At 65.0% G+C, this 19,568-nt stretch carries 18 protein-coding genes; 6 read left to right on the top strand and 12 right to left on the bottom strand.

Annotation, left to right across the window (positions count from 1 at the left end):
* The 6 genes from ACODS2_RS02495 to ACODS2_RS02470 all read left to right on the top strand — a co-directional run bounded on the left by ACODS2_RS02495 (position 1) and on the right by ACODS2_RS02470 (position 5,968).
* Positions 1–792 (top strand): SDR family oxidoreductase, encoded by a 792-nt coding sequence (locus ACODS2_RS02495; RefSeq protein WP_488997427.1) that lies wholly within the window; start codon positions 1–3, stop codon positions 790–792.
* A 128-nt stretch (positions 793–920) separates the two neighbouring features.
* Positions 921–1,895 (top strand): thiamine pyrophosphate-dependent dehydrogenase E1 component subunit alpha, encoded by a 975-nt coding sequence (locus ACODS2_RS02490; RefSeq protein WP_298167278.1) that lies wholly within the window; start codon positions 921–923, stop codon positions 1,893–1,895.
* A 21-nt stretch (positions 1,896–1,916) separates the two neighbouring features.
* Positions 1,917–2,930, top strand: a complete 1,014-nt coding sequence (locus ACODS2_RS02485) for an alpha-ketoacid dehydrogenase subunit beta (RefSeq protein WP_298167275.1) — start codon at positions 1,917–1,919, stop codon at positions 2,928–2,930.
* Positions 2,931–2,941: 11 nt separating this feature from the next.
* Positions 2,942–4,387: a dihydrolipoamide acetyltransferase family protein gene (locus tag ACODS2_RS02480; RefSeq protein ID WP_488997426.1), complete on the top strand. Its 1,446-nt coding sequence runs from the start codon at positions 2,942–2,944 to the stop codon at positions 4,385–4,387.
* A gap of 16 nt (positions 4,388–4,403) precedes the next feature.
* A complete protein-coding gene (locus ACODS2_RS02475) occupies positions 4,404–4,946 on the top strand; it encodes a VOC family protein (RefSeq protein WP_488997425.1) in 543 nt (180 codons plus the stop codon).
* Positions 4,947–4,957: 11 nt separating this feature from the next.
* Entirely contained in the window at positions 4,958–5,968 is a 1,011-nt protein-coding gene (locus ACODS2_RS02470) for an NADP-dependent oxidoreductase (protein WP_488997424.1), read from the top strand.
* A gap of 42 nt (positions 5,969–6,010) precedes the next feature.
* On the opposite strand, the gene ACODS2_RS02465 is transcribed toward ACODS2_RS02470, so the two are convergent.
* The 12 genes from ACODS2_RS02465 to ACODS2_RS02410 all read right to left on the bottom strand — a co-directional run bounded on the left by ACODS2_RS02465 (position 6,011) and on the right by ACODS2_RS02410 (position 19,548).
* Positions 6,011–7,366, bottom strand: a complete 1,356-nt coding sequence (locus ACODS2_RS02465) for an aromatic ring-hydroxylating oxygenase subunit alpha (protein ID WP_488997423.1) — start codon at positions 7,364–7,366, stop codon at positions 6,011–6,013.
* A 16-nt stretch (positions 7,367–7,382) separates the two neighbouring features.
* Positions 7,383–7,907, bottom strand: a complete 525-nt coding sequence (locus ACODS2_RS02460; protein ID WP_488997422.1) for a nuclear transport factor 2 family protein — start codon at positions 7,905–7,907, stop codon at positions 7,383–7,385.
* A gap of 4 nt (positions 7,908–7,911) precedes the next feature.
* Positions 7,912–8,421: a nuclear transport factor 2 family protein gene (locus tag ACODS2_RS02455; protein ID WP_488997421.1), complete on the bottom strand. Its 510-nt coding sequence runs from the start codon at positions 8,419–8,421 to the stop codon at positions 7,912–7,914.
* On the bottom strand, positions 8,418–8,936 hold the full coding sequence (locus ACODS2_RS02450) for a nuclear transport factor 2 family protein (RefSeq protein ID WP_488997420.1): 519 nt from the start codon (positions 8,934–8,936) through the stop codon (positions 8,418–8,420). The genes ACODS2_RS02455 and ACODS2_RS02450 overlap by 4 nt, the downstream gene beginning before the upstream one ends.
* Positions 8,936–10,315: an aromatic ring-hydroxylating oxygenase subunit alpha gene (locus ACODS2_RS02445; protein WP_488997419.1), complete on the bottom strand. Its 1,380-nt coding sequence runs from the start codon at positions 10,313–10,315 to the stop codon at positions 8,936–8,938. The genes ACODS2_RS02450 and ACODS2_RS02445 overlap by 1 nt, the downstream gene beginning before the upstream one ends.
* 36 nt (positions 10,316–10,351) lie before the next feature.
* Complete coding sequence (locus ACODS2_RS02440) at positions 10,352–12,850, bottom strand: TonB-dependent receptor (protein ID WP_488997418.1); 2,499 nt, start codon at positions 12,848–12,850, stop codon at positions 10,352–10,354.
* Between the two features lie 261 nt (positions 12,851–13,111).
* Positions 13,112–13,792: an SDR family NAD(P)-dependent oxidoreductase gene (locus tag ACODS2_RS02435; RefSeq protein ID WP_488997417.1), complete on the bottom strand. Its 681-nt coding sequence runs from the start codon at positions 13,790–13,792 to the stop codon at positions 13,112–13,114.
* 20 nt (positions 13,793–13,812) lie between these two features.
* Complete coding sequence (locus ACODS2_RS02430) at positions 13,813–14,811, bottom strand: NADP-dependent oxidoreductase (protein WP_488997416.1); 999 nt, start codon at positions 14,809–14,811, stop codon at positions 13,813–13,815.
* Positions 14,812–14,906: 95 nt separating this feature from the next.
* On the bottom strand, positions 14,907–15,854 hold the full coding sequence (locus ACODS2_RS02425; protein WP_488997415.1) for an SDR family oxidoreductase: 948 nt from the start codon (positions 15,852–15,854) through the stop codon (positions 14,907–14,909).
* Positions 15,855–15,870: 16 nt separating this feature from the next.
* Positions 15,871–17,487: an FAD-dependent oxidoreductase gene (locus ACODS2_RS02420; RefSeq protein ID WP_488997414.1), complete on the bottom strand. Its 1,617-nt coding sequence runs from the start codon at positions 17,485–17,487 to the stop codon at positions 15,871–15,873.
* 1 nt (position 17,488) lies between these two features.
* A complete protein-coding gene (locus tag ACODS2_RS02415) occupies positions 17,489–18,262 on the bottom strand; it encodes an SDR family NAD(P)-dependent oxidoreductase (protein WP_488997413.1) in 774 nt (257 codons plus the stop codon).
* Positions 18,259–19,548 (bottom strand): aromatic ring-hydroxylating oxygenase subunit alpha, encoded by a 1,290-nt coding sequence (locus ACODS2_RS02410; protein WP_488997412.1) that lies wholly within the window; start codon positions 19,546–19,548, stop codon positions 18,259–18,261. The genes ACODS2_RS02415 and ACODS2_RS02410 overlap by 4 nt, the downstream gene beginning before the upstream one ends.
* Positions 19,549–19,568 lie beyond the last annotated feature (20 nt).

Genomic DNA, 19,568 nt, shown 5'->3' with positions numbered 1-19,568 from the left:
ATGGACCGTCTGAAAGGCAAGGTCGCCATCATCACCGGCGCCGCCAAGGGCCTCGGCGCGGCAGACGCCCGCCTCTTCGTGGCCGAAGGCGCGACCGTCATCCTCACCGATGTCGACGATGCCGCAGGCAGCGCGCTCGCCGCAGAACTGGGCAAGAGCGCGGAATACAAGCGCCTGGATGTGACGAGCGAGGCGGAGTGGGAAGCGCTGATTGCGGACATCGTCGCCCGCCACGGCCGGCTCGACGTCCTCGTCAACAACGCCGGGATAGTCGAATTCGGCGATCCCGAAACGCTGACCGAAGTGAACTACCGCAAGATCATGGCCGTCAGCCTCGACGGCGTCGTCTTCGGCACCAAGCACGCGATCCCGGCGATGGCCGCAAACGGTGGCGGCTCGATCGTCAACATGGCCTCCATCGCCGCGATTCAGGGCGAGCCGACGTTTGCCGCCTATAGCGCCGCCAAGGGCGCGATCGATGCCTATACCCGTGCTACCGCCGCTTACTCCATCAAGAACGGGCGCGGCGTACGCTGCAATTCGGTGCTCCCCGCCGGGATCGACACACCGATGGTGCAGAGCCTCGGCGGCAAGCTCGCCGAACTGGGCGCGGCGGCTCCGGTGCACGACAACGCCACCGCGATGAACCGCCTCGGTGCCCCCGTCGATGTCGCCAATCTCGTGCTCTTTCTCGCCTCGGACGAAAGCCGCTTCATCACCGGCCAGAGCCACGTGATCGACGATGGCGCATCGGTCATCGCGGGCAGCACGGTGCCCCGCACGGATCGCTGATTGCGCAGAGTTCCGCGCTTACCTATCACTTTTATGGCTTCTCAAGCGGTGCGCCGGGTGGCCAAGTGAAACCATGATCCGAGCGCGGCCTCCGCCGCCGCGCTGGCCAGCAAACCGGGAGATTGAAGGTGCAACTCAGCCGCGACGAATTGCTGCGAGCCTATCGCCAGATGAAGGTCATCCGCGAGTTCGAGGAACGTCTTCACGTCGATATCCAGACCGGCGAGATCGCCGGTTTCACCCACCTCTACTGCGGGCAGGAAGCCGTCGCGGTCGGCGTGTGCGAGCATCTTTCCCCTGATGACAAGATCGTCTCCACCCATCGCGGCCACGGCCACTGCCTTGCCAAGGGCTGCGACGTGAACGGCATGATGGCTGAGATCTGGGGCAGCCGCGACGGCCTGTGCAAGGGCAAGGGCGGCTCGATGCACATCGCCGATATCGACAAGGGCATGCTGGGCGCCAACGGCATCGTCGGCGCGGGCGCGCCGATCGCAGTGGGCGCAGGGATCGCCGCCAAGATCGATGGCAAGGGCCATGTCTCCATCGCCTTCTCGGGCGACGGCGCGTGCAACCAGGGCACCACGTTCGAGGCGATGAACATGGCCGTCGTCACCAAGGCGGCCTGCATCTTCGTGTTCGAGAACAACCACTATTCCGAACACACCGGCTTCGAATATGCGGTCGGCACCAACAAGGACATCGCCAGCCGCGCCGAAGCCTTTGGCATGAAGGTCTGGCGCGGTGACGGGACGGACTTCTTCTCGGTCTACGAAACCATGCGCGAAGTGCTCGATTACGTCCGCGTGCCCGGCAACGGCCCGGCGGCGGTCGAATTCGATACCGAGCGCTTTTTCGGCCACTTCGAAGGCGATCCGCAGCGCTATCGCGGCCCGGGCGAGCTCGACCGCATCCGCGAGACGCGCGATTGCATCAAGAAGTTCCGTGCCAGTGTGACGGGCGCAGGCCTGCTCACCGACGCCGATATCGATGCCGTCGATGCCGATGTGATGGAGGCGATCGAAACCGCCGTCGCCAAGGCCAAGGCCGCCCCGCGGCCCACCCCCGAAGACGTCCTCGAAGACGTCTACATCTCGTACTGATCTCCCCGAGGAGCGCGACCAATGGCAAGAATGATGTATCGCGAGGCGGTCCTCTCCACGATCGCCGAGGAAATGGAGCGCGACGAAAACGTCGTCGTGCTGGGCGAGGACGTGGTGGGTGGCAACGGCACCGCCGGTGGCCCCGAAGCGATCGGCGGTATCTGGTCGACCTCGGCCGGGCTCTACGGCAAGTTTGGCGGCGACCGCGTGATCGACACCCCGATCTCGGAAAGCGCGATCATGGGCGCGGCGGCGGGCCTCGCGCTCGCGGGCAAGCGCCCGGTGGCCGAGCTTATGTTCGCAGACTTCATCGGCGTCTCGCTTGACCAGATCTGGAACCAGCTCGCCAAGTTCCGCTACATGTTCGGCGGCAAGACCAAGTGCCCCGCCGTGATCCGCATGGCCTGGGGCGCGGGCTATAATGCCGCCGCGCAGCACAGCCAGGCGGTGCACCAGATCCTCACCGGCATGCCCGGCCTCAAGGTCGTGATGCCCAGCACCCCGGCCGACGTGAAGGGCCTGCTGCGCACCGCGATCCGCGATGATGATCCAGTGATCTTCCTTGAGCACAAGGCGCTCTACGGCGTGAAGGGCGATGTGCCGGACGACAAGGATTTCATGATCCCGTTCGGCCACGCGCGCCTCACCCGCGCGGGCAATGACGTCACGATCGTCTCGACCGGTCTTCTGCTCGGCTTCTGCGAAGCTGTCGCCGACAAGCTTGCGGCAGAGGGGATCGGCTGCGACGTCATCGATCCGCGCACGACCAGCCCGCTCGATGAGGAAGCGATCCTCGATTCGGTCGAAGTCACGGGCCGCCTCGTGGTGGTGGACGAGACCAATCCGCGCTGCAGCTTTGCGGGCGATATTTGCGCGATGGTCGCCGAAAAGGCCTTCGCCAGCCTCAAGGCACCACCGCTCAGTGTTACCCCGCCGCACACCCCCGTCCCGTTCGCGCGCGAGCTGGAATCCGCGTACCTGCCCTCGATCCCCAAGATCGAAGCGGCGGTGCGCAAGGTCCTCTCCTACCGCTAAGGAACGCCGTCATGGCTGATATTCGCCCCTTCTGCATGCCCAAGTGGGGCATCGAAATGACCGAGGGCACCATTGCCGAATGGATGGTCCAGGAAGGCCAGGCCTTTACGCGCGGCCAGGTCATCTGCCTCATCGAAACCGACAAGATCACCAACGAGGTCGAAGCGGAATACGACGCGGTGCTGAAGCGCGTGCTCGTTCCCGCGAGCGACCAGCCGCAACCGGTGGGTGCACTGCTCGGCGTGTTCACCGATGCGGCCACCACCGATGCCGAAGTCGATGCCTTCATCGCTGCGTTCAAGCCGGCGGAAACCGGTGTCGCCGCCAAGGCCACCAGCGCCGAGCCGGCACCGGCCGCGGCCGCCCCCGAACCTGCGCCGACCGCTGCGGCGGAACCCAGGAAGATCGTCACCAACCGCGCGATCAGCCCCGAAGCGCTCAAGCTCGCCGAAGCCCACGGCGTCGATATCGAACCCATCGCCGGTTCGGGCCGCGGTGGCCGCATCACCTATCAGGACGTCGTCCAGGCGATGCGCCCTGAGCGGGCGTACACGCCGGAGGGGCCCGCCGAACTCCCGGCCGAAACCCGCGCGGTCTACGCCTCGCCGCTCGCTGCGCGCCTTGCCGCGCAATACGGCATCGATCTCAGCACCCTCAAGGGCACCGGCCCGCGCGGCCGTATCTCGAAGGCCGACGTGCTTGGTGCGGTCAAGCCTGCCGTGCCTGAAGCCGCCCCCGCACCCGTGTTCGGCGCACCCTTCGTGGCGGTGGCGAACGCGCCGGTCGTCCAGCCCTTCGACAAGGTGCGCAAGGTCGTCGCCCGCCGCCTGACCGAAGCCAAGCAGACCATCCCGCACTTCTACCTGCGCGTCTCGGCACGGGTAGATGAGCTGGTCGCGCTGCGCAAGACGGCCAATGTCGTGATGGGGACGAAAGCCTCGATCAACGACTACCTCGTCAAGGCCGTCGCCATGGCGCTGGTTCGCCACCCGGATGTCAACGTGCAAGTCGCAGCCGATGCGGTGCACAGCTTCCCGCATGCCGACGTTGCAATCGCAGTCGCGAGCCCCAAGGGCCTCGTCACCCCGATCGTGCGCCAGGCGGACCGGATGCACATCGCGCAGATCGCGGCCACCACCCGCGCCCTCATCGACAAGGCGCAGGCTGGGCGCCTCAGCTTCGAGGACATGGACGGCGGCACGTTCAGCATCTCGAACCTCGGAATGTTCGGGATCGAGGAATTCGACGCGATCATCAACCCGCCGCAGGGGGCGATCCTTGCGGTGGGCGGCATCAACCGCGTGGCGACTGAAACGGCTGAGGGTGACATCGCCTTCGAAGGCCAGATCAAGCTCTCGCTCTCGGTCGATCACCGCGCGATCGATGGCGCGGCGGGCGCGGCCTTCCTGCAGACCTTGAAGGCACTGATCGAAACGCCGGAATCGCTGTTCGCCTGATGGCCAAAGTCAGCTAATGGGCCTGCCCATCCGGCAGATCGCCTATTTCTGCGCAGATGTGCGCGCGGCGGCCCGCGCGCACCACGCAGTCTATGGCTCCGGCCCGTTCTTCGTCGCGGACAATATCCCGGTAGCGCGGGCGGTTCACCGGGGCGTGGAGCGTCTGCACGATCACAGCTCCGCCTATGGGCAATGGGGCGATGTGATGGTGGAGTTCGTGCAGCAGAACAATCCCGGCCCCTCGCCCTTCCATGACATGTTTCCCGAAGGCTCGGGCCGCTATGGGCTGCACCACGTTGCGGTCTTCGTCGAGGATGTCGATGCAGTGCTGGCCGAGTTCGCGGCGCAGGGCACCCCTTGCGCGATGCGCGCGGAAATGGCCGATGGCTTCGTCTATGCCTTTGCCGATACCAGCGCGAGCCTCGGCCACATGACCGAGCTCTATGCCCCTCGCCCCAGTCTGCTCGGCTTCTACGCCATGATCGCCGATGCCGCCAAAGACTTTGGCCGCGATGGCGCGCCGGAGCGCGATCTCATCACCACCATCCGTTTGCGCTGAAAGCTGCTTCCATGACCACCAACCGCTTCTGGCAGCTCGATGCCCATCCCAAGGGCGACGACTTCGCCAGCGCGCTCTCGTTGCGCGAGGAACGGCTCCAGCCGCTCGCTGAAGGCGAAGTCCGCATTGCCGCTGAGTGGCTCTCGATGGACGCCGGCACGCGCATGTGGATGAGCCCGCGCACCGATGGTTACCAGCCGCCGCTGCCGCTCGGCTCGAAAATGTCCGGCCTCGTCATCGGTCGCATCGCTGAAAGCCGCGATCCCGCCTTTGCGCAAGGGACGCTGGTGCGGGGCTTTGGCCAGTGGGCGGATTATTCCGTCGTGACGCCCGCCGCAGCCGGGCTCATGGCGCTCGACGAAAGCCTGCCCGACCTGCGCGAGCATTTCGGCGCGCTCGGCATGAATGGCTGGACGGCGCTGCTCGGCGTGCGTGATACCGCGTGCATCCAGCCAGGCCAGTGGATCGCCGTCTCGGCCGCCGCTGGCTCCACCGGCAGCCTTGCGGTTCAGGTTGCGCGCAATCTCGGCGCGCATGTCGTCGGTATCGCGGGCGGACCGGCCAAGTGCGCCTATCTCACCGAGGAACTCGGCGCAGACATCGCCATCGACTACAAGGCCGACGACATTGCTGCGCGCCTCGCCGCCGAAGTGCCGGGCGGGCTGAACGCCTATTTCGACAATGTCGGCGGCCCGATCCTCGACGCTATCCTGCCCAACATGGCGCTGTTCGGCTGCGTCGCGGTCTGCGGCCTCGTAGCCGCCTATGATGCCGACAAGCCGCTCCCCGGCCCCGCGCGTTACGATCAGGTGCTGATGAAGCGTCTGCGCATCGAAGGCTTCTTCGTCCCCGATCACTTCGGCCGTGCGGAGGAGTTCATCCCCCCTTTGCGCCAGTGGCACGACGAAGGCCGCTTGGTCTCGCGCTTCGACGAAACCCCGGGCCTCGAAAACACGCTCGCCGCCTATGCAGAGATGCTGGGCGGCGGCGCGATCGGCAAAGTGCTGGTGAAGGTGGCCTGAGCCTTACTCCCCTCCCGCTTGCGGGAGGGGCCGGGGGTGGGCTTAATCCGCCATCCACTTTTCCAGATTCTCGTGGAAGTACCGCACCCGGCGCTCCTGCCAGGCGAGGTAATCGCGCTTGTACCCGCGCGAGTGCAGGCCGCGCTGCTGGGCTTCCCATACCGAAACGTCCTGATCGATGCCGGGCCCGGCGGAAACATCGCCCCACTTGCCCTGTACGTGCGGCGCGGGCACCGAAACGTCCACCCATTCGGACATCGACTGCGAGTAGTAGCGCGTCGTCCCGGCGGGGAAGAGCGTCATGTACCACATGTCGAAGTAGCACTTCTCGGGATCGGTCTCATGCGGCCGCGCGCGCAGCCAGATGTTGCCATCGGGCTTGAGGCTGAACGAGAGGTTCGGGAAGATCGTGTAGTGCCAGTGGTCGGTCAGCTGGTCATCGTGATAGGTCGAGAAGTCGAAGCCCTTCTCCGCACCCTTTGCGCGCTTGGCCTGCTGGAGCGCCTTGCGGATCTCGCCCGTTTTGCCGCCGCGGAACTGTTCGGGATCGAGATCCCAGAACACCAGCTCCTCGCGCAGCATTTCGAGCGTCTCGGCCTCACCGCCGCGCAGCTGCTTCGTCGGCCCCGCGCCCGGCATGAACATGCGCGCATGGCCTTCGGGATAGAGATCGAACTGGCAGTGGTTGTAGCCATATTCCATCACGAACTTCGTCTGCGGGTGGACGAAGGGCACGTGGTAGCTCTCGTTGAAGTTGTCCTGCACCAGCTTCCAGTTGAAGTTGCCCTCGATGGTCACCCAGTGCGTGCGGACCATCGCATCCATCGGATAGGTATCGATCTGGTCCGCAATCGGCCCCATGAACTGGCGCAGCGGGGCGGCGTCCTTGTCCATGTTGATCCACACGAACCCGGCCCAGGTCTCGCACTTCACCTCGACGAGGTTGAGCTTGCCGCAGGGCGAGCCCTGCACGAAATCAGCCTCGTCGGGCACGACCTTGAGCTTTCCGGTGAGGTCATAGGTCCAGCCGTGATAGGGGCACACAAGCCGCTTGGAATGGCCCTGCTCGCCCGTGACCACCGGCATCGCGCGGTGCTGGCACACGTTGTAGAACGCGCGCACTGCACCATCATCGCCGCGTACGCAGACGATGGTTTCTGGGCCGAAATCGGCGGTCAGCCAATCGCCTGCATTGGGAATCTGTGCCTGTGTCCCGGCGATCTGCCAGGTCTTGGTCCAGACCTTCTCCCACTCGCGGTCGGCCCATTCCTTGGAGAAGTAGCGGTCCGGCGTGATCGGCGCATTGCCGAGCGGCGGATCGGCGAGCGGCGAGATATCGGCCAGCGAAGTGGCGCGGGCGCGGGCGAGTTCGGCCGAAGTCGTAGTCTCAGTGGTCATGACATGGTCTCCTGTATCAGGCACCGGCAAAGTGATTGTAGGATGGATCGGCATGGCTGCGTGCGCCAAAGGCATAGTCCGGCATGGCCCCGCGGTCCCACATGTCGGTCGATGGCGCGACGGTGCTCCAGTCATAGACGGCATGGCGATGCGAAATCTTCCACTCGCCGTCGCGCCGTTCGAAGCGGTCCAGATAGCGCCCGCCGGCCACCATGAAGTTATCGCCGTTCTCGGCCGGAATGTGGTGATGCGCGATGAAATAAGTCTCGCCCTGCGCCCTGTCGCCTTCCACCTCGATCAGCACATTGCCGATCACATGCTGCGTGCGGCGCATGCCGGCGAGCACGTCCATCACCCACGGCACGAAGGCTTCGGCCGTGCCCTTGTACATCCCGTGGTCATCAGTTGCATCGGGGTGGAACACCGCGCGCACCAGATCGGCATCGCAGCGGTCGATCCCGCGTGCGAGGCGATGGACGAGCTCGGTGCAGGCCATCTTGTCGAGCAGCAGCGCAACGCGCGGATCAAGGTCAGCGGCCATATGTTCAGTCTCCGGTATAGAGTGGATCGTCTGGCAGGCGCTTCCCGTGCCGTGTCAGCGTGCCATAGAGCGGGCCATCCCACTGCGCGGTCGATGGCCCATTGCGGCTCCAGTCGAGCACATAGCGCCGGTGCAGCAGCCGCCAATCATCGCCGCGCCGCTCGAGCCGGTCGAGGTAGCGGCCGCCGACTTCCATCTCGTAGGGGCCTTCGGGGGAATCGACCTCATGCCACGCGCGGCAATAGGTCTCTGCCGTGGCATGCGCGCCGTCGATATCGATCAGCATGTTGCCGAGAAAATGCTGCGTCCGCCGCATTGCAGCAAGTGCCGGCACCACGCCGTCCGACCAGGCCAGCGCATTGACCTCTCCTGTGCCGTAATCGGCCACGGCTTCCGGCCACCAGACCTCGCGCAGCACCGCCAGATCGCAGCGATCGATCCCCCGCGCATAGCGGCTGAGCACATCCATGATCGCCAGTTTGTCGGCCAGTTCTTCGGGGCAAACCTTGCTCATCGCAGCCTCATCTCCTCGCGGCGGCAACTGAGATCGTGCGGCGCTCTTGCACCCCACGGAAACATCGTCTCTCCCCCCGGCAGATCGGCAGCCGGCTCGTCGCGTGCCCAGTCGACCAGTTCGCTGCGGTGCGCGATCTTCCACACGCCATCGCGCCGCTCGTATCGATCAACGTAGCGCCCCGCGACGAACATGTCCCGCTCCCCGCTTTCCGCCACGATCCGGTGGTGCGCCTGAAAATAGACTTCGCCGAATGCGACGTCAGCGCTCTCGAAATCGATGCGCACTTGCCCGATCATGTGGTGGTTGGCCTTGTGCGGCGTCAGCACCCGTTGCGCAAATTCGACAAACCCGGGCGCATCGCCCTGCCAGCCGGCGCCGTAGTCGGTCGTCGCATCCTCGTGGAACACGGAGATATGCAGCGCCGGATCAAGCCGGTCCTGCGCGCGCATATAGTCGCAGCTCAGGTCATAAATGGCCTGCCATGATATCAAGCGATCGATCGGGTCCATCATCAGTCCCTTGTTAGATAGTGATCGATCGTCTGATGGAACTGTCGAATTCGCGCTTCCTGATAGTTCCCCAGCGTCTGCCCGCGCTTCGCCGAACCCAGAAAGCCTTGGTATTGCAGCGCCAGATTGTCGGTATCCTGATCATAGACCCCGCCCAGCCCCGGGTTCATCCCCGGCGCCTCGGCATAGGATTGCTCGACCTTCAGGCGCACCGGCTCGGGCGGATGCTCCACCGGAGTTCCCGGCGGCACCAGCTTCAGGAACATCAGATCGAACAGCGAGCGCGAGGGATCGTTCCCGATCGGCCGGAACCGGTAGATCATCGGCAGCGAGACGCCAGGGAACAGGCACATGTTCGGAAACAGGTGATATTCGATCGAATCGAGCATCTCGCTGTCCGAATACTGATCGAGCGGCACGCCCAGAGCCTCGGACATCTGTTCGCGCAGCAATTGCGCAGCATAAGAACGCGCCGTTCGCCCTTCCGGAAGCGGGCCTCCACCTACCCGCAGCTTGTCGAACAGTTCCGCCTCGGTCTGCGTGCCGGTATAGTGCGGGCTCGCCACGCCGATGGTGTGCACAAACCGCGTCACGTGATCGCTGAACAGGTCATATTGCGCATTGGCATCCGCCGCCGTCGGCAGCGCCTGCGCATGCGTTTCATAGACGTGGTAGGCCTCGAGAAACGCCTCTTGCGCCGCTTTCCAGTTGGTCGGCAATTCCTTCTGCAAGTGCAGCGAAATCCGCCGGTCAGCGAGATCCCAGCGGCCCGAAAAGTGCTCGGCAAGCGGCCCCAGTTGCTCCTTGAGCGGACGCGCATCAGGGTCGAGGTTGATAAAAATGAACCCGCCCCAGGTCTCCATCCGCACTTGCGGCAGCTGGAATTCCTCGTCCTTCACATGCGGGAAATCCCACCGGCACGGCAGGTGCGAAAGTTCCCCCTCCAGCGACCAGCGCCAGCCGTGGAACGGACAGCGGATCTCCACCGCATTGCCGCTGGTGTCGGACCGCTTGAGCTGCGTGCCCCGGTGCAGGCAAACGTTGCGATAGGCGCGGATTTCGCCGTCATCGCCGTGCACGATCAGGATCGACCATGGCCCGATATCGTAGGTGATGTAATCGCCCGCCTCGGGAATATGCTCCTCGCGCGCAGCCCATTGCCAGGTGCGTGCCCACAGATGGGTGAACTCGCGCGCCATGAAATCGGGCGAGGTGTAGCGGTCGTAATCGATGTCGGCATCGCCGGCGAAGGCATAGGCCTCGGCGATCAACGCGGGCGGCACATCCTGCCCATCGGCGAGGATGATGTCGCGCGTGCTCGGCCCGGGGCAGCGTGCCGCGCCGGGCTCCGCAGGGAGAGGCAGACTGGTTTCAAGGTTCATGCCCGAAAAACTCCTTCATGCCCCTCCCTGTTCCGGTCAGTACCGGAAGGTGGCCTGCAGCCGCACCGTGCGCGGCATCGAACCATAGCCGATGATATCGCCCAGCGTGGCATTGTTCGTGCCGGTGCCCGCGCCTGTCAGCGGCGCGGTGCCGCCGCCGATGAAGTAGAACTTGTTGGTCAGGTTCTTGCCGATCACGGCAAACTGCCAGCGATCGTTCTGCGCGCCGATCCTGATACCCGCGTCGAGCACGGCGTAACCGTCCTGCCGGGTATAGGGATCGCCGAAGCTCGATCCGAGGTACGAGCTCGAGCTGCGCGCATCGATATTGCCGCCGATCTTCAGGCTCGATCCGATGTCGGTTTCATAGGAAACGCCCGCCGTCGCAGTCCATTCCGGTGCGGCCGAAGTCGGCGTGCCGCTCAGATCCTGCCGCTCGATACCCGCCACGCGCAGCGAACACCCTGCCGCAATGCTCTGGCCAGACCAGCACGGTGCGATGAAATCGATGTAGCGCGCCCGGTTGTAGTTCAACGTGCCGTGGAGCGAGAGACCGGGAACGCCGCGCGGCGCATATTCCAGCTCCAGCTCGACACCCTTCGAGCGCGCCGCGCCCGCGTTGTAGGTCACATAGGCGAAGACCTGCGAGTTGAAGAAGTCGATCTGCAGGTTGGTGTACTTGTAGTTGTACAGCGTCAGGTTCGCGCGCAGCTGGCGGTCGAACAGCGTGGTCTTGATGCCCGCCTCGAAGCCGCGGCCGCGCTCGGGGTTGAACGCAAGGTCAGCCGAAGGATTGTTCGTCACCAGCGCGGAGTTGATCGCGCTGTTCGAGAAACCGCCCGATTTGTAGGCAGTCTTGTACGCACCATAGACCATCACGTCCGAACTGGGCTTCCAGCTCAGTGTCACGTCCGGCGACCAGTCCTCGAACGTCTGGTCCCCGGTCAAGGTGCCGTTGGTCGCCGCGCTCTGCGGCCGGAAAATGCCGGTCAGTGCGGGATTGACGTAAGGCTGGGTGAAGACGCTGTTCTTGGTCTCGTGCGTGTAGCGCACACCCGCCGTCGCCTCGAGCGTGGGCAGGATCTTCCAGATCGCCTGGCCATAGGCCGAAAGGGTCTCGCCGTCGGTCGCCGAATCCTTGGAATAGGCGACATACCGCATGCCGGTCGGGGCCTTCGAGTTTTCGATATTGGCGAAGAGCACCGCCTGGAAGAACGTGCGCTTGGTCTTCTGGTAGAGCCCGCCGATCATCAGGTTGACCGGTGAATCGAACTTCGTCAGCGCGCGCAGCTCCTGGCTGAAAGCGTGATAGCTGGCGTTCTCCGTCGCCCACACGCCGCCGCCGAGGAAGTCGCAGTCGCAGCCGAACTTGTTGTTGTTCCAGTTGTAGTTGGTGACCGAGTTCAGCGTGACATTGTTCATGTCGTAGTTGACCGTGCCGGTCATCTGCCACGACTTGTAGGTGTTGTAGAGATCGCCGTTGCTGCGGCCATAAGGCGTCGCCTGCGCGATATCGACGGGGAAGTTGTTCTGGTAGAGCTTGAAGCCACCATCGCACTTGTAAGCCGGGTTCAGCGCCGTCGCACCGGTCGGGCAGCGCACCGCCGAATAGTTCCAGCCGTTGCCGATCGTGTCGTTCCACGAACCCGATGCCTTGAGCGTCGCGGTAAGGCCGCTGCCGCCGTCGTACTTCAGGGTGGCACGGCCGATCAGTTCGCGCTCCTGCGGCTGGTCCGCCGCTGCCGCCGCAGCGGTATGCGGATTGACCGTGCCAGTCGCCACGTCGAACGTGTTGTAGGCCTGCGAGCCTGCAGCATTGCGGTAGTACCCGCCGAACATCTTCGAACCGCGCACGGCAAGACGCAGGCCAAGCGTATCGCTCAGCGGCGTCGAGTAGATCAGCTCGCCATAAAGCTGGCGGGCATTCACTTCATAGCCGACGCGCGCCAGGATCTCGCGGTCCTTGCCCGGATCGGCGGTGGTCAGGCTGATCACACCGGCGGTCGCGTTCTTGCCATAGAACAGCGCCTGGGGTCCTTTCAGGATCTCGACGCGGGCGAGATCGAAGAAGCCCTCGTTGATGACGCGGCCCTGGCCGTAATAAACGCTGTCGACCACAATCGCGACCGACTGCTCGATGCCGATCGAGGTCGCGTTCGAACCGATGCCGCGCATGGTCAGCTGCGCGCCGGCGCCATTCGAGGCGCGCGCAACGGTGAACTGCGGCGTGGCCGCAGCAATCTTCTCAAGGCTGGTGAGATCGCGCGCCTGCACGGTTGCGGCGCTGATTGCCTGCACCGAAACCGGAATGCTCTGCACGCTTTCCGACCGGCGACGGGCGGTGACGATAATGTCCTCGACACCGCTCGCGGCGGGTGTTTCGGCCGTGGCACCGGACTGCGGCGGTGCGGCCGCTTCATCGGCGGCCAGCGCGGGGCTTGCGGCCAGCAGCGCGCCGGGCACGAGCATCGCAAGAACGGCGATGCGCGCCGTGCCCGCAAGAAATTCCTGTCGCACCGAATCAGTCTGGCGCATTTCACCTCTCCCGCTTGCATGTGCCGCCGCCCGGATTCTTGCGCGGGTCGGCGAACTGTAGCGAGGGTACCAATCCCGCCCGATGGCTCAACTGTTTATGCGGCTTTTCAGTACTTTTGATAGGGAAACCGGCAGCTGTGCCGGATCGCGAAAACCCCCTGCCACCCCTGTGCCGCGCGGGGCTTCCGAAGCAGAAAAGCCGGCCCTTTGGCGGGGCCGGCTTTTCGTGTTCAACTGCCTGTCAGTGGTCTCTGGCCGCACTTACCACTCGTGCGGCTCGCCGTTCCACTTGCGGAACGCGCCGGTATCGGCGAGCATCCATTCCGCGCCCAGCTTGCGCAGCCCTGCCGCGCTTTCTGTGGGGGTGATCTGCGCATGCGGACCGCCCATGTCGGTCTGCACCCAGCCGGGGTGGACCAGCCCGATCACGATTCCCTTGCCCTTGAGATCGATGGCCACCGAAGCCATGAGCCGGTTGAGCGCTGCCTTGGCCGAAGCATAGGCATACATGCCGCCCATCGCCCACGACGAAGCGCCCAGCTGGCTGGTCACGTTGATCACCCGGCTGCCTTCGCCAAGCCGCGGCAGGAACGCCTGCAACACGCGCAGTGGCCCCTGCACCATGATCGCAAAGGCCTCGTTCCACGCGTCCCAGTCCGCGCCTTCCAGCTCGTTGGCCATCGGCCCGGTCACGCCCGCAACGTTGTAGAGAACGTCGATCGCGCCGTCCCCGCTTGCTGCCGCTGCCGCGCGCACCGAAGCATCGCTCGCCACGTCGCAAGGATGGATCGTGAGCTTCCCGCCCGAGGACGCCGCAAGCGCCTCCAGCGCCGCACTCGCCCTGCGCGGCAGCGCGATCACGGTGTCGCCTGCTGCAACATGCTGCGCAGCAAGCTCAAGTCCGATGCCGCGCGCGGCCCCGGTAATCGCGACGGTTGCCATGGCGTTGTCTCCTTACAGTTTTACAGCTTGAGCAGCTGCTTGCCCTTGTTCGAACCAGAGAACAACCGCTGCAAGGTGGCAGGTGCATTCTCGAAGCCGTTCTGCACGTCCTCGCGGTAGGCCAGACGACCTTCATTCACCCACTTCACCAGGCGGCGCCGGATATCCGGGAATTCGCTGGCCCAATCGAGCACGATGAAGCCCTGCATCCGCGCCCGGCGGAACACGAGGTTGAAGTAGTTCTCCGGCCCGGCCGGCAGGTTGCCCGTTTCATAGCGGCTGATGCCGCCGCAGATCACCACGCGTGCATTGGTGGCGATGCAGGCCAGCATATCGTTCAGAATCTTGCCGCCGACATTGTCGAAGATCACGTTGATCCCGTTCGGCGCCAGTTCCTTCAGCTGCGCGCGGATCGGCCCAGCCTTGTAATCGATGGCGTGGTCATAGCCCGCTTCCTTAACGAGCCATTCGCACTTCTCCGGCCCGCCAGCGATGCCGATCACGGTGCAGCCCGCGATCTTTGCCAGCTGGCCCACGATGGAGCCCGTGGCGCCCGCCGCGCCCGAGACGACCACCACGTCGCCCGCGACCGGCTCGCCCACCTTGAACAGGCCGCAATAGGCCGTCACGCCCGTGGTGCCGAGGATCGAGAGCATCGCCGTCGGCGGCAGATCGGGCATGCAAGGGATCAGGCCCTCGCCATCATGAATGAGGTACTCGCTCCAGTTGATCGAACCCGCGAGCGTGGCGCCCACCGGGAACTTGCCGCCGTTGCTTGCGACGACCTCGACGATGCCCGAGCCGCGCATCACATCGCCAATCGCCATTGGCGCGACGTAGTCCGCAATGTTCTCCATCCAGCCCTTCTGCGCCGGATCGAAGCCGAGGTAGTGCGTCTTCAGCAGCATCTGGCCCGGCCCCGGTTCGGGCAGCGAGGTCGTCACCAGCTTGAGGTCGTCATCGTTGATGGGGCGGCCGCGCGGGTGTCCATTGAGCAGCCATTGGCGGGTTTCAGTCACGCGGAATCTCCCAGAAGCGTTGTTTCGGAGATGAGATTAGCGGCACCGCCGCGCATCCGGACCTACCGAATTGAATGAGCCCCAAAGGGCAGGATCTAGCGCGCCATGCCTGCCATGCGGGTAGCGAGCGCCGGATCACGCGGATCGTTCCAGTCCTGCCCCGCCGCCCACCGCGCCAGACTTGCCGGCTTGTGCTGGAAATGCTTCGCCATCTCCTCCGGCGTCACCACCAGCGGTGATTGCGGCTGCGCGTTGTACCAGCGGTAGAACTGCGCCATCCCGTCATAGATCGAAGCCGGCTTCACGTCCGGCGAACCCGTCACCAGCAGGCTCATGGCCGAAGCGAAGTCATCCGGCGTGAGGCTCTTGAACACGATGTGCTTGTCAGAGACCTCGCTCAGGATCGCTGCCACTTCATCGCCCACCAGCGCCTCCGGCCCGCCGACGCGGTAGCGCCCGCTCGGCAGATCGGGATTGGCCAGCGCCTCCACCATGAAGGCCGCCACATCATCAAGGCATATCCACGAGATCTTGAGATCAGGCTTGGCCGGATAGGCGAACACGCCCTTGTTGACGATGCCGGGCTTGTTCCAGCTGCGGATCATATTGTCCATGAACACGCGCGATTCGATGATTGCCCATTCGCAGCCACTGCCTGCAATCGCCGCGATGATATCGCGCCGTCCGTCCATCGCCGGGCTGCCGATATCCTCGTCCGCGATGTGGCAGCTGGTGTGGAAGACGATGCGCTTCACGCCATTCGCGCGCCCCGCCGCCGCGATGTTCGCGCCCATCTTGCGCGCAAGATCGCGGTCGAACACGAAGGGCAGATGCGCAGCGATCGCGTCCATGCCCTTGGCCGCCGCGATCATCGAAGCCTCGTCGTAGATATCCGCCGCCACGGTTTCGACATCGGCGAACTCGGTCCCCGCAAGCGCGGCCGGATTGCGCAGGGCCGCCACCGGGGTCATCCCCGCCGCCAGCAGCCGGGTCAGCAGCGGATGCCCCTGGTCGCCCGTCGCGCCCAGCACCAGAATGCGCATGTTCGAAAATCCTTCCTTATTGGTTGGCGAGCCGCGCGGCCGTGCGGCCCGCGATGCAGCCGAAAGTCAGCGCCGGCCCCAAGGTGCCGCCCGCGCCCGCATAAACACTACCCGTTGGGCAAGCGATCACATTGCCAGCGCCATAAAGCCCCGGAATCGGCTCGCCCTCCACATCCAGCACTTGCGCCGCCGCATTGGTCCGCGCCCCGCCATTGGTGCCAAGTGCGCCGAGCTTGAGCTGCACCGCATGGAACGACCCTTGGCTCAGCGGCCCCAGCGTTGCTGCGGCACCGGGCCGCGAACGGTCTCCATAGAAATGATCGTACGTGCTAATGCCGCGCCCGAAATCGGGGTCTTGAGCGTTGGCAGCATGCGCGTTGAAGCGCTCGACGGTTTGCAGCATGGCTGCAGCATCGACGTCGATCTTCGCTGCCAGCTCCTCCAGCGTATCCGCCGAAAAAACCCAATCCGGCAGCGCATCGAAGGGCATCACCGGCCCGATCGGATAGCGCGCGCGGTACTGTGCATCGAACACGAGCCATGCCGGATTGTTGGGATAATCGTAGGTCGCGGGATCGAAGAGGTGGAAGGCCCCCGCTAGCGAGGAATAGTTGATCGCCTCATTGCAAAACCGCTTGCCCGCCCGGTTGACCAGCAGGCTGTGCGGCAAGGTGCGCTCGATCAGCACCGGGCTGGCCCGCTGCTCGCCGCCCGCCCAGTGCGCGCCGCCGATGGAAAGCGTCGGCACCCACCACGCGCTCGTCATGTTGCCCAGCCCCGCGCCGACCGACATCGCCAGCTTCAGCCCGTCGCCGGTGTTCCCCGGCGGCGAGGCCGGCATATCGAGCGGCCCGCGCAGAAACGTCTTCTTCAGCGCCTCGTTCCACTCAAACCCGCCAGTCGCCAGAATGACCCCGCGTGCCGCATGTATGCTGCGCCCGCCTGCAAACGCGACGCCGACCACACGGCCCTCTTCCACGATCAGCCTGTCAGCCTTCATACCCAGCTGCGGCTCGATCCCGCGCGCCAGGCACGCTGCGAGCAATCGCCCGACCATCGCCTGGCCGAACCCGCGCAAGTCCGCGTCCGCGCGGCGCTTGAGCTCCGCCGGATCGACATAGCCGCTGCTCCCGCCCAGCGGCGTTTCGCGCAGCATCATCCGCTGGATCACGCCGTCGCTGAATACCTTCTCGGCCCAAGGCCCCAGCGTCGTGAAATCGAACAGCTCGTTATCCAGCGCGCGTCCGCCTTCCGGTTTCGCGCCGGGACGGTCGAGATAATAGTCCGGATAGCCCGGCAGGATGCTGACCGCGAGCGCACCCGCTTCCTCCAGAAAGGCCAGCGCGCCCGGCGCCTCGCGCACGAAGGCGCCCAGCACTTCGGGCTCCATCTCGCCGTGATCGAGGCTGCCGAAATAGGCGAGCGCGTCCGCCTCGCTGTCGGCCATTCCGGCGGCCTGCATCCGGGGGTTGTTCGCCGCCCAGATGATCCCGCCCGAAACCGCCGCCGTGCCCCCCAGCCGCTCGCCCTTTTCGACGAGCACAACCTCGGCGCCCGCCGCATGCGCCGAAAGCGCGGCTGCCATGCCCGCCGCGCCCGCGCCGATGATAAGCACGTCGGTCTGTTCGCTCACCTCACAGCCCCCCGGCGACATAGAGGCACTGCCCTGTCACCCAGCCTGAAGCGGGCGATACGAAATAGAGCGCCGCCGCCGCGATATCCTCCTCGCGCCCGAAACGCTGCAGCGGGATGCCGATCATTTCGCGCAGAGCCTCGCGCTTGGCTTCGTCGTCGGTGCGCATGCAGTCGTTGAAGTTCTCGGTCGGGATCGGACCGGGCGCGACGGCGTTGACACGGATCTTCGGCGCCAACTCGCGCGAAAGCGTCTGCGTCAGGCTGTTCACCCCGGCCTTGGCCGCCGCATAGGGACCGTTCTTGACTTGCGGCCCGAACGCAGCGCGTGAGGAGGTGTTAAGGATCACCCCGCCCGCTTCGCCCATCGCCTTGGCCGCGACCACGGCGCCCATCCACACGGCCTTGAGGTTGAGATCGACTTGCGCATCCCAGCTCGCCTCGGTGGTCTTGGTGAGATAGCGCGGATTGCCATCGGGGATGCCGCCGGCATTGCTCACCCAGATGCTGACCGGCCCCAGCTCCTCCGCCGCCCTGCTGGCAAGGTTCTCCAGCGCCGCCATGCTGGTGGCATCGGTCGGCACGGCCAGCGCCCGCCGCCCGCGCGCGCGGATTTCTTCGGCTACCGCCTCGATGTCCGCCGCGGTCCGCGCGCCGAGCGCGACATCAGCACCGGCCTCTGCCAGCGCAATGGCAATCGCCCGCCCGATGCCCTTGCCAGCGCCGGTGACGACCGCAATTTGCCCGTCGATGCGAAACCCGTCCAGAATGCTCATGCTGTTTCGACCTGCCGTTCCATCTGTGCCACCCGAGGATCATTCGGCCAGACCCATTCCTTGCCGATAACCTGCTCCACCGCGAGTTGCGGCGGCACCCGATCCAGCCCGATCATCTTGTCGCAGGTCTGGTGGAAGCTGTAGATGCGCGCTTCCTGATAGCTCAGCGGCACAGACTTGAAGCCGTCGCTTTCCATCGACTTCTGGATCGCCTCACCGAACTGGGTGTCTTCCTGGATCACCGGGCTCATTTCGCGCCCGCCCTTTCCATCCGGCACCGTCCACAAGTTCGGCACCGGCCCGTCACCCCAGTCGAGCGCCATGGTGATGAGTTCGAGCCGCGTGGTATTGAGGCTGGTCGGCCAGAAGATCAGCGGCGGAATGAAGAAGTTGGAGAGCGGCGAGACCCAGTTGGGGAACATTGTGTAGCTCTGGGTCGTCGTGCGCCCCAGTTCGCCCACCGTCTCGATCGACTTCCATTCGGGCGGACTGTCGAGCAGCCGCATATGCTCGCGGTTCGTCTCACGGGGTCCCGGCGCGATCATCCGCGCATGGCCGCCGGGGAACATCGTGTTGACGTTGCGCTTGTGATCGACCAGCGGCGCCACTGTGCCGGGATGGATGAAGGGCACATGGTAGACTTCCATGTTCGCCTCCATCGCCACCTTCCAGTTGCACTTGAGATCGAACGACTGGCGCGCCGCGAGCTTCACCTTGTCGAAGGCGAACTCCTCCCACTCGTCCCAGATCGGCCCCATCCAGTCGCGCAGAGACATGGCCTGGTCATCGAGGTTGACGAAGATCAGCTTGCCATACATCTCGCAGCGGACCGAAATGAGGCTGCGGCAGGACTTGTCGAGGCCTGTGAAGTCCTGTGCCTCGGGCACTCCCACCAGTTCGCCGTCAGTCTTGTAGGTCCAGTTGTGATAGCCGCACATCAGGCGGGGGCTGCGCCCGCGCTGCTCGGTAACGACCGGCGCGCCGCGATGGCGGCAGGTGTTGTAGAACGCGCGGACCACGCCATCCATGCCGTGGACGATGATCAGCGGCTGACCGGCATTGTCCCACTGCATGAAGCAGCCGGGCTCCGGCACTTCATCGAGATGCGCGGCGAAGAGCCAGCTTTTCTTCCAGATATGCTGCTGCTCGAGGTCGTAATACTCCTGGCTCGTGTAGCGCCCGGCGGGCAGGTCCGGCAGATGCGGGAAACCTTCGGGCGGGCGGGTGCGCGCCGCTTCCCATTCCATCAGCCGCTTGATCGTGTCGACCGTCTGCTGATCCATCATATGCCGATCCTTCCCTGCCG

The organism is Novosphingobium sp. FG137 (genome assembly GCF_057809735.1).
This window is presented reverse-complemented; position numbering and strand designations above follow the sequence as displayed.

Coding starts and splice junctions, on each gene's coding strand:
- ACODS2_RS02410 (WP_488997412.1), bottom strand. CDS start 19,548: ATGATGGATCAGCAGACGGTCGACACGATCAAGCGGCTGATGGAATGG.
- ACODS2_RS02475 (WP_488997425.1), top strand. CDS start 4,404: ATGGGCCTGCCCATCCGGCAGATCGCCTATTTCTGCGCAGATGTGCGC.
- ACODS2_RS02435 (WP_488997417.1), bottom strand. CDS start 13,792: ATGGCAACCGTCGCGATTACCGGGGCCGCGCGCGGCATCGGACTTGAG.
- ACODS2_RS02445 (WP_488997419.1), bottom strand. CDS start 10,315: ATGAACCTTGAAACCAGTCTGCCTCTCCCTGCGGAGCCCGGCGCGGCA.
- ACODS2_RS02485 (WP_298167275.1), top strand. CDS start 1,917: ATGGCAAGAATGATGTATCGCGAGGCGGTCCTCTCCACGATCGCCGAG.
- ACODS2_RS02450 (WP_488997420.1), bottom strand. CDS start 8,936: ATGATGGACCCGATCGATCGCTTGATATCATGGCAGGCCATTTATGAC.
- ACODS2_RS02455 (WP_488997421.1), bottom strand. CDS start 8,421: ATGAGCAAGGTTTGCCCCGAAGAACTGGCCGACAAACTGGCGATCATG.
- ACODS2_RS02425 (WP_488997415.1), bottom strand. CDS start 15,854: ATGCGCATTCTGGTGCTGGGCGCGACGGGCGACCAGGGGCATCCGCTG.
- ACODS2_RS02440 (WP_488997418.1), bottom strand. CDS start 12,850: ATGCGCCAGACTGATTCGGTGCGACAGGAATTTCTTGCGGGCACGGCG.
- ACODS2_RS02465 (WP_488997423.1), bottom strand. CDS start 7,366: ATGACCACTGAGACTACGACTTCGGCCGAACTCGCCCGCGCCCGCGCC.
- ACODS2_RS02460 (WP_488997422.1), bottom strand. CDS start 7,907: ATGGCCGCTGACCTTGATCCGCGCGTTGCGCTGCTGCTCGACAAGATG.
- ACODS2_RS02495 (WP_488997427.1), top strand. CDS start 1: ATGGACCGTCTGAAAGGCAAGGTCGCCATCATCACCGGCGCCGCCAAG.
- ACODS2_RS02415 (WP_488997413.1), bottom strand. CDS start 18,262: ATGAGCATTCTGGACGGGTTTCGCATCGACGGGCAAATTGCGGTCGTC.
- ACODS2_RS02470 (WP_488997424.1), top strand. CDS start 4,958: ATGACCACCAACCGCTTCTGGCAGCTCGATGCCCATCCCAAGGGCGAC.
- ACODS2_RS02480 (WP_488997426.1), top strand. CDS start 2,942: ATGGCTGATATTCGCCCCTTCTGCATGCCCAAGTGGGGCATCGAAATG.